The organism is Nocardioides cavernaquae, from assembly GCF_003600895.1.
GTDB lineage: Bacteria > Actinomycetota > Actinomycetes > Propionibacteriales > Nocardioidaceae > Nocardioides > Nocardioides cavernaquae.
The window spans coordinates 2,000,094-2,013,869 of record NZ_QYRP01000002.1; the positions used below are offsets into that span (position 1 = coordinate 2,000,094).

13 protein-coding genes are annotated in these 13,776 nt (G+C 69.7%); 7 read left to right on the plus strand and 6 right to left on the minus strand.

Translation table 11 applies throughout. The features are described 5' to 3' along the window. Positions 1–50: 50 nt before the first annotated feature. Positions 51–812 (minus strand): hypothetical protein, encoded by a 762-nt coding sequence (locus D4739_RS09765; protein ID WP_120060441.1) that lies wholly within the window; start codon positions 810–812, stop codon positions 51–53. Positions 813–925: 113 nt separating this feature from the next. Between D4739_RS09765 and D4739_RS09770 the strand changes: the two genes are divergently transcribed. From D4739_RS09770 to D4739_RS09800, 7 genes are all read left to right on the plus strand, one after another. Then, entirely contained in the window at positions 926–1,381 is a 456-nt protein-coding gene (locus D4739_RS09770; protein WP_182920365.1) for a MarR family winged helix-turn-helix transcriptional regulator, read from the plus strand. After that, on the plus strand, positions 1,378–1,920 hold the full coding sequence (locus tag D4739_RS09775) for a DUF2306 domain-containing protein (RefSeq protein ID WP_120060443.1): 543 nt from the start codon (positions 1,378–1,380) through the stop codon (positions 1,918–1,920). The genes D4739_RS09770 and D4739_RS09775 overlap by 4 nt, the downstream gene beginning before the upstream one ends. 21 nt (positions 1,921–1,941) lie before the next feature. Next, on the plus strand, positions 1,942–3,441 hold the full coding sequence (locus D4739_RS09780; protein ID WP_220699265.1) for an adenylate/guanylate cyclase domain-containing protein: 1,500 nt from the start codon (positions 1,942–1,944) through the stop codon (positions 3,439–3,441). Positions 3,442–3,567: 126 nt separating this feature from the next. Next, entirely contained in the window at positions 3,568–4,302 is a 735-nt protein-coding gene (locus tag D4739_RS09785) for a hypothetical protein (RefSeq protein ID WP_120060444.1), read from the plus strand. A 116-nt stretch (positions 4,303–4,418) separates the two neighbouring features. After that, a complete protein-coding gene (locus tag D4739_RS09790; RefSeq protein WP_120060445.1) occupies positions 4,419–5,108 on the plus strand; it encodes a nuclease-related domain-containing protein in 690 nt (229 codons plus the stop codon). Positions 5,109–5,254: 146 nt separating this feature from the next. Continuing rightward, on the plus strand, positions 5,255–5,896 hold the full coding sequence (locus D4739_RS09795; RefSeq protein ID WP_120060446.1) for a nuclease-related domain-containing protein: 642 nt from the start codon (positions 5,255–5,257) through the stop codon (positions 5,894–5,896). A gap of 140 nt (positions 5,897–6,036) precedes the next feature. Next, positions 6,037–6,243: a hypothetical protein gene (locus D4739_RS09800; protein WP_120060447.1), complete on the plus strand. Its 207-nt coding sequence runs from the start codon at positions 6,037–6,039 to the stop codon at positions 6,241–6,243. Here the strand turns inward: D4739_RS09800 and D4739_RS09805 are convergent. From D4739_RS09805 to D4739_RS09825, 5 genes are all read right to left on the minus strand, one after another. Next, complete coding sequence (locus tag D4739_RS09805; protein WP_120060448.1) at positions 6,236–7,429, minus strand: alpha-hydroxy-acid oxidizing protein; 1,194 nt, start codon at positions 7,427–7,429, stop codon at positions 6,236–6,238. The genes D4739_RS09800 and D4739_RS09805 overlap by 8 nt on opposite strands. Positions 7,430–7,554: 125 nt before the next feature. After that, the gene (locus D4739_RS09810; protein ID WP_120060449.1) at positions 7,555–8,034 is read right to left on the minus strand and encodes an SRPBCC family protein; all 480 of its coding nucleotides are present in this window, start codon (positions 8,032–8,034) and stop codon (positions 7,555–7,557) included. Positions 8,035–8,106: 72 nt separating this feature from the next. Continuing rightward, on the minus strand, positions 8,107–9,126 hold the full coding sequence (locus D4739_RS09815; RefSeq protein WP_120060450.1) for a GTP pyrophosphokinase: 1,020 nt from the start codon (positions 9,124–9,126) through the stop codon (positions 8,107–8,109). Positions 9,127–9,213: 87 nt separating this feature from the next. After that, complete coding sequence (locus D4739_RS09820) at positions 9,214–10,944, minus strand: acyl-CoA dehydrogenase family protein (RefSeq protein WP_120060451.1); 1,731 nt, start codon at positions 10,942–10,944, stop codon at positions 9,214–9,216. A gap of 270 nt (positions 10,945–11,214) precedes the next feature. After that, positions 11,215–13,530, minus strand: coding sequence for a DEAD/DEAH box helicase (locus D4739_RS09825; RefSeq protein WP_120060452.1), 2,316 nt, complete (start codon positions 13,528–13,530; stop codon positions 11,215–11,217). Positions 13,531–13,776 lie beyond the last annotated feature (246 nt).

Below are 13,776 nucleotides of genomic sequence, written 5' to 3' on the forward strand. Positions count from 1 at the left end.
CAGCGAGTGTCCCTCGTCGAGCCACCGCTGTCCGGCGAATGCCCGGGGAATCAGTGGCAGGCGACGTTGCCGAGCCGCGCCAGTCCCTCGCGATCCCCGGGCCCGTACGACGTCTGGCCGACGTTCTCCTCATGCATGAGCTCGCCGGAGTCCTTGACGTGCGACAGGCCGACGAGGTGCCCGAACTCGTGATCGACGATGGCCTGGGCGGGCTCATCGGCGTGGAGCTCGGCCATCTGGTCGAAGTTCACGCGATCGAGGACCACGAAGCCGGTGATGTAGCGGCTGAAGCTTGGTGACACCGTCAGCTTCGTGCTTCCCGCGACACCTGCCGTGCCGCCTGCCAGCGCGCCGAACTCGTGCTCGTCGGCCCACATGACCAGCACTGGAGGTGGGGCCGCGTCCTGGTCGAGCGGCTGGCCGACCTTGCGTGAGTCGGTCGTCCCGAGGATGTCGAACTCGAAGCCTGTTGCCTCGCTCGTGTGGACGACGGCCCGCTCGACGAGCTTGCGATGGTCGGGCGGGGCGTTCTCGGGATTGATCTGCAGCCGGATCGGCTGGCACGGGTCGTAGGTCACCGGCGTGCGGCCGTCGGCCTGCAGAGCCGAGAAGGCAAAGGAGCCGCCGCCATCCTCGATCTCTGGCGTGGGGTAGTCGCGGTCAGCGTCGTAGCCGGTCCGGCTGCCCAGGTAGACGACGACCAGGCGGCCGATGATCACGAGCAGGAGCAGCGTCATGACGACGGCCAGCCCGGCGGTGAATGGCGTCCACGGACGCTTGGCCCGCGGCGTCCGGTGCCCGTCCGACCACATGGAGCGAGTCTCCCTCCTCGCGCCGCAGTTGTCCGGGGATCCATGACGCGGGCTCGACCCGCGTCACCCCAGGAACCTTGCGTAGATTAACTTAATGCGTGCAAGATGGTCCCGTGATCGACCGTACCCGCCAGCCCGCCTACGCCCTCCATGCACTCGTCCACGTGCTCGACCGGGCGGCGGAGGGCGTGCTCGCGGAGGGCATCGGCATCTCCTACCGCCGCTACCTGACGCTCCTCACGCTCCAGCGCCTCGCTGACGAAGGCACCGTCACGCAGCGCGAGCTCGCCACCGAGCTCGGGGTGAGCGAGCCGGCCGCGAGCCGCACTGTCGGCGTACTCCGCGAAGCCGGGTGGGTGACCTCGCTGGCGGCGCCGGGGGAGGGCAACCGCCGTCGGCTCGCGCTGACCGCCGAGGGTGAGCGACTGGTCAACGATGCGGCGCTCAGGCTCGAGACCGCGTTCGCGAGCCTGATGGACGCGGCCGGGGTGGAGGCTGATGACGTCCTCGCGATCACCGACCCGCTGCTCGGCACTCTCGCGACCCTCTCGGAGGTGAGCCAGTCATGACTCCGCTGCTCGTCAGCCACATCTTCGCGGCGTCGACCGCGCTGCTGCTCGGCGGCTGGCAGATCTTCCTCTCGCGCAAGGGAAGTCCGACGCACCGGCTGGTCGGTCGGACCTGGGTCCTGCTCGCGGTGTACGTCTCGGTGACCGGCTTCTTCATCAAGGACCTGAACCCCGGGCACTTCAGCTTCTTCCACATCTTCTCGGTGGTCACGTTGACCACCACGACCATGGGTGTCGTCGCGGCGATGCGGCACGACATCAAGCGCCACCGCGGCAACATGATCGGCACCTGGATCGGCATGTGTGTGGCGTTCACGCTGGCGGTCGCCGTGCCGGAGCGGGCGATCCCGACGTTCGTGCTCGCCAGGCCCGGCGACGCAGTGCTCGCGATCCTCGGCATCGTGATGACGACAGCCGCCGTGCTGGCAGCGGTATCGTTCGTGGCTGCTCGCACGACGGCGGTCGCCAGGTCTCGTGAGTCAGTCTCGGTAGCCGTGCGAAACCCCCGGGAAGTAGGGGTTTCGACTGACGGTGATTGACGTCACCGACAGAATCTCCCCATGGAACGACTGGCACCGTGGCTGTGGCGGCGCTACCGGACCCACTACGCGGGCCTGCTGGTCGCGCAGATTCTGTTCTGGCCGTTCTTCGTGGTCTTCGCCGGCATGGCGTCGTGGGCCCTCTCGCTGCATCGGTCGCTGGGCGACTTCCTCTTCGTGGGCGGTGTGTTCCTGGTCGTCGCGGAGGCCTGCGGCGCGATGGCGGTCCTCGGTGCCACCCGCGAGGTTCGGCCGCTGCTGAACGCCTGGGGCCGCGGCGACCGCAGCAACCCGCGCCTGACCAGCGAGGCGCTCAGCCGCCTGGACCGCGTGCCGGTGGTCTACGGACTTGCAGGAGGCGTGCCGATGCTCGTCATCGCACCCCTGCTGGGCGACGCGGTCGGGCTGCCGTGGTCGGTCAACGCCGCGATGGGCCTCGCTGCCGCGCTGCTGGTCGTCGGCAGCGGCCTGTTGGGCTGGGCGATTGTCGACGCCTTCCTGTGGCCTGTGCAGGCCGAGCTCGACGCCGTGCTCCGCGAGGACCAGCCCGTCGTCGTACGCCGCGGCGTGGGCGGCCGTCTGGTGATGATCGTCTTCCTGGCGACCCTGATGGGTTCGTGGGTGGCGGCGCTGGTCACCTCGATGGCGCGGACCGACGCCGGGCAGTACGTTCTCGCCCCGATCGTCGCGATCCCGTTCGCGCTCGGCATCGCGATCGTCCTCTCGCCCTTCGGCGTGACCCCCGTGGTGCGACCGGTCGAGGACCTGGCCGCCGGCACCGAACGCGTCACCGCAGGCATCTTCGACCAGCGTGTGCCGGTGACCTCCGACGACGAGTTCGGCCAGCTCGCCCGCTCGTTCAACCGCATGCAGGCGGGGCTGCACGAGCGCGAACGGCTGCAGGCCGCCTTCGGGTCGTACGTCGACCCGGTGCTCGCCCAGCGCCTCCTCGAGCGGGGCAGTGAGCTCTTCGAGGGCGAGGAAGCCGAGGTCACGGTGGCCTTCGTCGACGTGCGCGGCTTCACGGCGTACTCCCAGGGGCGCACGCCGGGTGAGACCGTCGCCCGCCTCAACGAGCTCTTCTCGCTCGTCGTGCCGATCCTGCGCGCGCACGGTGGGCACGCCAACAAGTTCCTCGGCGACGGGATGCTCGCGGTCTTCGGTGTCCCCGAGGAGCTCGCCGACCACGCCGACTGCGCCGTTGCTGCTGCGATGGCGATCCAGGACGCCGTGCACGAGCGGTTCGGTGACGACCTGCGGGTCGGCATCGGCCTGTGCACCGGCCCGGTCATCGCCGGCACGGTGGGAGGCGGCGGCAAGCTCGAGTTCACGCTGGTGGGTGACACCGTCAACGTCGCGGCCCGGATCGAGGAGATGACCCGGTCCACCGGAGACCTCGTCCTGCTCGCCGACTCGACGCTGGAGGCGCTCTCGCGGCCGGTCGGGACGGTGTCACGCGGCGAGCACGAGCTGCGCGGCCGGGTGGGTAGGACGGAGCTCCACGCCCTCACCGCCTGGTGAGTGAAAGTGGCGCTCGCCACACGTTTGCAGACTGCATTATCGCAGGTCAGAGCCTACGTTCGCGCCAATCCGCAGGTGAGCGAGCACACGTAGAAGTTGCTGCGACTTCGTGTCTAGCGTGGGGTCATGAAGAAGTTGACTACTGCTGTTGTCACGGCCCTCGTCGCGACCGCGGGCCTGGTCGCCACGACCGCGCCGGCCTCTGCCTCGTCGACCGGCTTCGACGTCTCCCGCGGCGCGGACGCCGTGACCTACGCCGGCTGCCACGAGCACGCCGCGGCGTACTCCGTGCCGGCGAACATCGACTCGAACTACGAGTGGGTGATGGAGGTCGTGACCTACGACCCGAGCGGTGCCGAGGTCGACCGCAAGTCGCTCACCGCCGTCAACGGACCGCTGTACGTCGACAACGCCCCGGCCAGCGGCAACGTCGGGATCCTCATCTGCTCGACCGGGCCCAAGGGCAGCTACCGGGTCGAGTCGAAGCTCGACTACTACAACTCGCTCGGCTTCCACTACTACGACTACGACACCGACACGTTCGAGGTGCGTAGCCCGACGTCCCGCACCGGCCTGAAGGTCAACGACGCCACCGCGGCGTACGGCCAGACCCTGCACTTCACCGCCTCCTCTGCCAAGGAGCGCCCGTCTGGCCTCGTCGCCAACGCTGGGGCGAAGGTCCGCCTCGAGAAGTACGTCGGTGGTGCCTGGCGCGTCATCGCCACGAAGTCGACCGACCGCTACGGCAAGGCGCGTTTCGCCGTCACCTGGAAGCACCGCGCCACCGTGAAGACGCGTGCGGTCACCGTCGCGACGTCCGGTTACGGCAAGTCGGCCTCCGCGCAGCGCGCGATTTACTGAGCAGCCCTCCTGGTCCAGACCGGAGTGTCGGCAGAGCAGGTCGATTCCATGGCCCGAACGGGTCATCCGGCCGGTCTCGGCGCCAACGAGCCAGAAAGTGGCCCTACCTTCAGGGCATGGGAGAGGGATTGCAGGACCTTGCCCTGCGTCGCGCCGGGGAGGGCGCGTTGCAGGTGGCAAACGAGATGAGGGCCGCGGCACGCACGCGGTCGTGGCTGAGGCGCCTGTTTGCGCTGACCAGCATCGAGGAGAAGTCGTGGCGCGCAGGTGCGGAGGGGGAGCGCCTGGTCGGCGCCCAGCTGGCGCACCTGGTCCGGCTCTACCCGGGTTGGCGCGTGCTCCACGGGATCCCGGTCGGGTCGGCCGGCGCCGACATCGACCACCTGGTGATCGGGCCGGGCGGCGTCTTCTCGATCACCACCAGGCACCACCCGCAAGGGAGGGTCCAGGTGAAGGGCGACGTCGTGCTGGTCAACGGCCAGCGGGTGTCGTACGTCCGCAACAGCCGGTTCGAAGCGGCGTACGCGTCGCGGCTGCTGTCGGCGGCTGTCGGGTTCCCGGTGCAGGCTCGCGCACTCGCGGTCACCGTCGGGGCCGACCTGGTCGTGGCCGGGCAGCCCGAGGGGCTCACCTTCTGCGATCGGCGACGGGTCGTCGACCTTCTCCGCAAAGCACCGACCATTCTCTCGCCGAGCCAGATCATGCAGTTGTACGCCGTTGCTCGGCACCCAGACACCTGGTCTGCGGACGTGCGGATCCCCTCCCCGCGCCCGCCCGTGGACCAGGCCCGATCACCGCTCTCCTGATGGCGCAACGGACCGGCGATCCGGTGCCCGACTTCCGGGACGGTCGGCCAGACTTCCGGGACGGTCGGCCAGACTTCCTAGTCACAACGGGTGGTGTCCGGTTTGCCCCTCTACCGCTCGGGGCCGGCAAGGTCTAGCGTCGAGACATGGGAGAGGGCGAAAACCTTGCCCTGCCGCGGGCTTGGGAGGGCTCGCCGCAGGATGCTGCAGGACTGCGTGTTCCTGCACCGCGACGCACGTGGATGGAGCGGACCTTCGGGTTCGACGGCCACCACGATGCGCCCCGGCGCGGGACGCGCGGCGGAAGGCTGGCCGCCGAGCAGATCGAGCGTCTGGTCCACGGATCCGCGGGATGGCATGCGCTCCACGGGCTGCCGGCCAACACGCTCGCAGGGATCGACCACGTGATCATCGGACCGTGCGGCGTGGTCGTCGTGCGCGTCGAGGACCACCCGCGAGGGCGCGTGTGGGTCAGTGGCGACACGATGATCATCAACGGCGAGCACGCCGAGAGCCTCACGATCAGCCGCGCGGCCGCCTGCCGGATCGCGGGTGCGCTGAGCGCAGCGGTCGGCTACGACGTCTCCGTCACGGCCTACGTCGTCACGGTCGGCGCCGAGCTCCGGGTCCGGCAGCAACCTGCCAGTGTCGGCATCTGCACGAGGCTCGAGCTGGCCGACCGGCTCCGCCAGCGTCCGTCACTGCTCGGTCCGGGCCATGTCGAGGAGCTCTACTCCGCCGCCTGCCGGCACGAGACCTGGCAGGCGTCCCGGTCATCGCTGGCCTGACCGGCCGCTCCCGGTCGGTGACTGTCCGCACGCACAATCCCGCGGACCAACGTTGGCATGGAGCCACGAGATCCGGATCCGCCCCACTGGTGACACTCGAATCACGCCGGCAGACGTCCGGCGTGGAAACGGAGTGAGTCATGGGTCAGGCTGTCGGAATCTTCCTCCCGATGCTGGTCTTCATGCTGATCCCGGTCTTGATCCCGGTGGTCACCAGCATGATCGGCCGCGTGGTCGATGCGCTGAGCGCCCAGCGCGAGGTGTCGCCCGCCATGCGGGCCACCGAGGCTGCCCGCCACGCCGCCTCGACCCGCGAGAGCCGGCCCGAGGTCGCGACGGTCAGCTGACGCGGACCAGCACCTCCGGGCCCAGGTCCGCGATGGTGCGGTAGCCGTTGAGTCCCATCGTCAGGTCCGCCTCGGCCAGCAGGCACTGGAGCACGTGCGCCGCACCGGCGGCGCCACCGAGTGCGATGCCCCAGCCGTAGGGCCGTCCGATGCCGACCGCGGTCGCACCGAGCGCCAGCGCCTTCACGACGTCCGCGCCGGACCGCACGCCGGAGTCGAAGAGCACCGGCATGCCCTCGGCAGCGTCCACCACCCCGGGCAGGAACGAGAGCGCCGGCGCACTCGCCGCCTGCCGGCCGCCATGGTTGGAGCAGTAGATGCCGTCGACGCCGGCGTCCCGTGCGCGGCGTACGTCGTCGGGGTGGCAGATGCCCTTGAGCAGCAGCGGGAGATCGGTCAGCCCGCGCAGCCACGCCAGGTCGTCCCACGACAGCCCCGGGTTGCCGAACGTCATCGCCCACGTGATCGTCGCGGTGCCCGGATCCTCCTCGGGCGTCTTCTCCAGCCGCGAGCGGAAGACCGGGTCGGTGAAGTAGTTGGCCAGGCACTGCCCGCGCAGCTGAGGGAACGTCGCGTGGCCCAGGTCGCGCGGGCGCCAGCCCAGGGTCCAGGTGTCGAGCGTGACCACGATGCCGGCGTAGCCCGCCGCTTCCGCGCGGCGTACGAACGACTCCGCGAGCTCGCGGTCGTTGGGGGTGTAGAGCTGGAAGAAGCCCGGCGTCTCGCCGAGCTCGGCCGCCACGTCCTCCAGGGGGTCCTGCATGAGCGTCGAGATCACCGCAGGTACGCCGGTCGCGGCAGCCGTGCGCGCAGCCTCCAGATCGCCGGTCTCGTGCATCGCGCCGAGCACGCCGATCGGGGCCATGAACAGCGGCGTCGGGTAGGTCCTGCCGAAGAGCGAGATCGAGAGGTCGCGCTCGGCCGCGCCGGACAGCATCCGCGGCACGATGCCCCAGCGCTGGAACGCAACCTGGTTGGCGGTCTGGGTGAACTCGTCACCCGCGCCACCGGCGACGTAGTCGAAGAGAGCCTGGTCGAGCTTGTCGCGGGCTGCGGCCTCGAGGCCGGGGTAGGTGACCGGATACGCGGGCAACTGGCCGGCCAGACCTGCGAAGTAGATGCCCAGCTGGAAGTCGGAGAAGTTCGCCACGACCCGATAGTGGCAGATCTGAGCACTCCTGCTCATGCGCTGAGGGCGCCTGATCGCGAGGATTGCTCATGACGCGCCTGGTTCGGGGGTGCGCGTCAATCTCCAGTGGGCAGGGTCGGGCGACGACCCTGCCCACTGGCCAGATCAGACGGGACCAGCTCTCAGGCGAAGTGCTTCTCGGTGTCCGAGGCGAGCTTCCTGAGATCGTGCTCGAGCACCTTCGCGAACAGCTTCTTGCCCGGCAGCCGCGGCTCCGCGACGAACTCCCAGGTCAGCTCCGACCCGATCGCCTTCGGCACAACGGTGTAGCGCTCGCCGAAGCGGCGGAACAGCGGGAGGTTGGACGACTCGACCGAGAACGCGTTCACGTACAGCGCGTCCGACTCCTCCCACCGGAAGTAGCGCTCGTGGACCTTCAGGCCGTTGGCCAGCGTGACGGTGCGGGTCGCGCCCGTGCCGTGCGGACGGGCCGAGGTCCAGACCGCGCGCTTGATGCCACGGCACCAGAACAGCGGTGAGTCGCCGTGCAGAGCGGCCCAGACGTCAGCGGCCGGACGGTTCGCCGGGATGACGATCCGGTGGTAGCCCGGGGTGGACGGGTCGAAGTCCGCGTCGGTGACGGGGGAGAGGTCGAATGCCATGTCCGGATCCTCGCACCTGGGCGAGCGACGCAGAAGGTGACGTCGGGCACGCGCGACGGCCCCGGCGCGGTGTCAGGAGCTGAGCTTGCCCAGCCGGGTGCGCAACAGCTCGACCCGGTGCGCGTTGCCCGTCAGCGCGGCGTACCGCTCACCGAAGATGGCGAGCAGCGCGTCGTCGAGCCGGCGTACGCCGCCGGTCGGGTACTTGTAGCCCATGCGGTCGTGGATGGCCGTGCTGTCGACGGACGCCAGGAGCGCGCCCAGCTCCTCGAGCGAGGTGATGCCGAGCTCGAGCAGCAGCCCGGCGATCCAGCCGTAGTGGTCGGTGCGCGACCAGCCCGCGTCCGGGTAGGTGCCGGACAGGAACGTCGCCAGCTCCTGCGCCACGATGCGCGGGTCGCCCGAGTCGTCCGTCGTGCGGTGGCCGGGGGAGCCCTCGAGTCGCGCGCGGATCGAGGAGAACTCGCGGTCGGCGAGCTCGAGCAGACCTGCGGCCAGGGTGAACCGGCGGTCGAGATCGGGCGCATCCGCCTCGGGGATCGAGCCCTTGTAGCGGATGTCGTGCTCGAACTCTGCCCACGCGTGCTGCAGCACCGTGCGCACCTGGAGCGAGGCCTGGTGCCCCGTCGCCACGTCGTACGCCGCGGGGAGGGGTCGCGCCGGATCGGGCTCGACCAGCATGTGCCGGCTCGCGTAGCCGAAGCCGCCCTCGCGGGCTGTCTCCTCGCCGAGATCACGGTCGGCGAGGATGGTGAGCTCTTCGGCGAGCACGTCGGCGACCGCGGCCACATCGCTGTGCACGTAGGTGATCACGCGGACGCCGATGGTGTCGGTGATCTCGTGCAGCGGGTCGGTGTAGAGGTCGGCCCCGTCCGGTCCGGTGCGCATCGCCTTGCCGGCGAAGCTGGCCACCGTCTTCGTGCGGCTGGTCACCGAGAGGTAGTTGATGCCCGCGTCATCGAGAAGCTCCGTCACGAGCGTGGCGAACGCGGCCGTGACCGGGACCAGCGACGGCTGGGTCGCGGCGTACGCCCGGACGGCGTGGGCAACAGGCTCGGGACCGGGCCTGGCCGGGGGAGTGCGCGACGACATGCCCCCAGCCTGACAGGCTCCACGGCGACACGGCGCGACCTTGACGTCGACACGGCGCAAGTTGCGCCGTGTCGACGTCGGGGCGGGTCAGTCGTTCATCACGTAGGCGCCGGAGAGGCCGGCGACCTCGGTCCAGACCTTCTCGAAGCGCTCGGGCGAGGTGATCGGCGCACGCACGGCGGCCACGGCCCACGCGCGCTGCGCGTCGTTGGCGCCGGCCTTGCCGTGCATCGTGACCGCACCGGCCGCGAAGTCCCGGACCAGCACCTCGAAGATCGTGTCGACGATGTCGGTGTCCAGGTCGAGGATCTCGGCCTGCTCGAGGATCAGCTGGCCGTAGACGATCAGCGTGAAGATGTCACCGAGCGAGAGCAGGAAGTCCAGGTCCTTCTGCTGCTCGGCGTCCGGGGCGGCGGTGATGAGCAGGTTGCAGAAGGCCTGCGCCAGCTCGTAGAACCGCCCGACGTTGGGGATCCCGGCGGCCGCCTGGTAGGGCTTCTTCCAGTCCTGGAACCGCACCTTTCCGAGGCCCCGCGCGGGTCCCTGGTTGAAGAGGAACGGGTCGTCGGCGGCGTCGGTGCGGGTCGGGACGTCGGGCAGGTCCTCCGGCATGAAGAGGTAGGCCGGCATGAACTTCAGCACCAGGCCGAGGTTGACCGCGACGGTGCCCTCGAGGCGCGGCAGGCCCGTCGAGTCGTACTTCGCGATCATCATGAAGTTGTCCTTCTCGAACCCCTTCGCCGCGACGATGTCGCCCAGTGCGGTGACGACGCGCTCGCCCTCGGTGGTCACCTTCATCTTGGTGACCGGGTTGAAGAGCAGGTAGCGACGATCGTCGGCCGACGCGCAGCGGAAGTAGTCCACGGCGCGATAGCTGAACAGCTTCATCGCGGTGATCCGGGCGAAGTTCTCCACGAAGGAGCTGCGGATGTGCGGCATCGCGGTGACGGGCTTGCCGTAGAGCACGCGGGTGTGCGCATGGGTGATCGCGGTGTAGAGGGCGTGCGTCGCGCCGCCGATCGAGCCGAAGCAGAGGTTGAACTTGCCGACGTTCACCGTGTTGAGCGCAGCGCTGAAAGCGGCCTCGCCGGTGTGCAGGATGTCTTCCTCGGTCACCGGGTAGCCCTCGAGGCGGAACTCGGAGACGTAGTTCTGGTGGTGGACCACGTTCTTCACGACGTGGTACGCCGGGTGGTCCGAGTCGGCGTAGAAGAAGACGTACTGGTCGGGTCCTTCGATGCCGTCGATCCGGCCGAAGACCGACACCGTGTTCGCGGCGTTGCCGTTGCCGATGTAGTACTTGCTGCCCGTCGCGGTCCAGGTGCCGTCGCCGTTCGGGGTGAGCACCATGTCGCTGGAGTAGATGTCGGCGCCGTGCTCCTTCTCGGAGAGGCCGAACGCGCCGATGCCACCGGCGTCGATCGCCGCGGCAGCTCGGGCCCGCGCGATGTCGTTGTCGGACTGCCAGACCGGGCCGAGGCCCAGGCAGGTGACCTGCCACGGGTACCAGTAGGAGAGGCCGTAGAACCCGAGGACCTCGGACATCGCGGCGACACGGGCGGTGTCCCAGCGCTTGTTGTCGTCGCCGGCGGCGTCGCGCGCCGGGGTCATGAAGGTCGCAAAGACCTTCTCCTTGGCGACGAAGTCCAGGAATTCAGCCGGCCACTGGGCGGCGTGGAAGTCGCCGGTCAGCTTCGCCATGCCGTATCCGTCGAGGTGATCGATGGTGGCGGCGAGGACCCTGCGGGACTCGGCGTCGAGGTGTTCCGGGTCGTAGGTGCCCGGGTTCAGCAGCAGGGAAGCAGCGGTGATTGACATGCCGCAAAGGGTGCCAGATCAGGAGCCGGCGCGCCTGTGCTCCCAGCCCACGCGCCTGTGCGCGGCGCGACGTCACGTCGACACGGCGCAACCTAGGCCTCGACACGGCGCAACCTAGGCCTCGACACGGCGCTTCATTCGACCGCTGTTCAAACAATGCGCCGTGTCGACCCGGAAGTTGCGCCGTGTCGACCCGGAGGTTGCGCCGGGTCGATCCGGAAGTTGCGCCGTGTCGACCCGGAGGTTGCGCCGTGTCGACGTGGGGGTGGGTCAGAAGCCCTCGGCGACGTCGCTGAGCTCCTCGGACTGGGCCAGCTCACCCAGGTCGATGTCGATCTCTGCGGACTCGATCGACGCCGTGAACTCTTGGCGGAGCGCATCGGTCAGCAGCGAGACCAGCGTCTCGACCTGGATGTCGATCGACGAGCCGACCTCTTCGTCGGAGCCGTCGAGAGCACGGGCGGCGAGGCCGGCCTTGCTGTCGATCAGCTCGGCGATGCGGGTGTCGACGGTCTGCGCGGCGATGATCCGCCACGCGGTGACCGGCTCGGTCTGGCCGATGCGGTGCACGCGGTCGATCGCCTGCGTCTGCTCGGCGTTGGTCCACGAGAGCTCGGAGAGCACGACGTTGGAGGCGACCTGCAGGTTGATGCCGACGCCGGCCGCGGTCAGCGAGCACACGATGACCTGCACGGACGGGTCCTCGACGAAGCCGTCGATCGCCTTCTGGCGTGCGGTGGCGGTCTGGTCGCCACGGATCTGGGTGTACTTGATCCCGCGGCGATCGAAGACCTCACCGGCGGTGTCCATGACGTCGAGGTGCTTGGCGAAGAAGACCACCTTGCCGGCGCTGTGGGCCAGCTGGGCGGCGTAGTCGGCGGCGAGCTCGGCCTTGGCCTGGCCGATGCGGCGCACCATCGCAAACACGTTCTCGCCGGTGCTCGAGTCGGCACCCTCGGCGACCTCGCGCTCGGCCACGCGGCGTACGAGGTCGTGGTCGATCCCGTCGAAGCCGACGCTGCTGGCGATCGCGACGGGGGAGTTGCGGCGGTGCTCGATCGCGGCCTTGTAGCGACCCATGAGGCGCTCGGCGAGCTCGCGCTCGGCCTTCTGGATGGAACGACCGACGGCACCTTCGAGCTCGACCGGGAGGTCGGCGACGCGACGGGCGGGGATGTCAGCGGCGACGTCGACCTTGCGGCGGCGCACGATGCCCATGTCCACGACCGCCTGGCGCGCGGCCGGGTAGAAGGCGTGGTCGGCCGGGGTCAGGTTGGTCTGCTCGAGCTCGGCCATGAGCGCGTTGCCCGGCTTGCGCTCCTCGACCCAGCCGAGGAACTGCCAGATCGCGCGGAAGTCCTCGATGTCGTTGATCAGCGGGGTGCCGGTCAGCGCCATCAGCAGCGGACGGGTGACGCGGCGGCGGATCCGCTCGGAGATCTCCACGACGTACTGCGAGCGCTGCGACTTGCGGTTCTTGATGTAGTGCGCCTCGTCGACGACCATGCCGCGGAAGCCGTGGTCACCGATCCAGTCGACGTGCCGGTCCAGCACCTCGTAGTTGACGATGATGATGTCGGCGAAGCCGTCGACCGTGTCGCCGTCACCGTGGACGACCGTGACCGAGCGGCCCGGGGTCCAGCGGGCGGCCTCGCGGGCCCAGTTGGTCTTGACGACGTTGGGTACGACGCACAGCAGCGGGTAGGCGTTGGCGGCTTCCGCCGCGATCAGTGCCTGTGCGGTCTTGCCGAGACCCGGCTCGTCCGCGAGGAGGAACGTGCGGTGACCGCCGGACACGGCGGAGATCAGCTTGGCCTGGTGCTGCATCAGCTCGACACCCGGCGGGAGCAGGATCGGCCGCGGCTCGGGCAGTGCCATGCAGGCGGCGGCACCGGGGACGGGGTTCTCGAAGGAGTTGAGCAGCGGGCCGATCAGCTCCCAGCCGACCAGTCGGCCGTGCACCTTGGGCGCGGCCTGGCTGAAGTCGGGGGCGAGGAACGGGTTGGCCAGCTGGGCTGCGATGACGGAGGGCGGCACGGCCTTGCGGTCGCTGCGCGGCGCGGTCTCGGTGCCCGCGACCGGTGCTTCGGCGATCGCGGTCGGTGCCATGCCGGCTGCCTCGAGCATCTCGCGCATCCGGCTACGGGTGGTGTCGGTGATCTCGGCGTTCTCGTCGAGCAGCGCGAAGAGCGCGGGCTCACGCGCAGCGCACTGGGCGAGGATCGTGGCGACGCCGTCGAGCCGCTTGAGCTCGATGTCGCGCTGCGGCTCGGTGATCTCCTTGTCGGCACGGACCCGGGTGCGCTCCTGGCGCGCGAGCAGAGCGATCGCCTGGTAGCGCGAGCGGTGCTGGATGCCCTGGCCCTTCTGGACCGCGACCTCGACCTCGCGCACGGCCTTGGCGAGGACGGGGAGGATTCCCTCGTTGTCACGGCGGCGCTTCTGCGCGTTGCCGCGCCCCGACTGCCCGCCCTGCTGGTTGCCGGACTGGCCTGACTGGTTGGCGCGCTGCCCTGACTGATTGCCGCGTCCGCCTCGGCGGTTGCGGTTGGACGAACGCTGACCCTGGGCTGGCTGGGTGGCCAAGCACTGACTCCTTCACGCAGGCACACGCTCCGGGCGGAACGGGCCGGACGGGGCGGTGCACCGCGAACGATCTCGCGGCGCCGCCGTCTCGCCGGCGGTGGGAAAGTCGGTGAGTCTCCTCAGCCGACCGGAGCTGCGTGCGTTGCTGCACGGTCCGAGGCGGCGGGCCGCCTGGGTGGGGGCCCGGTTGTCGCATCGGTCGTCCGGACTGTGTGGCCGGACTGCGTCCAGTGTAGGCCCGATGGC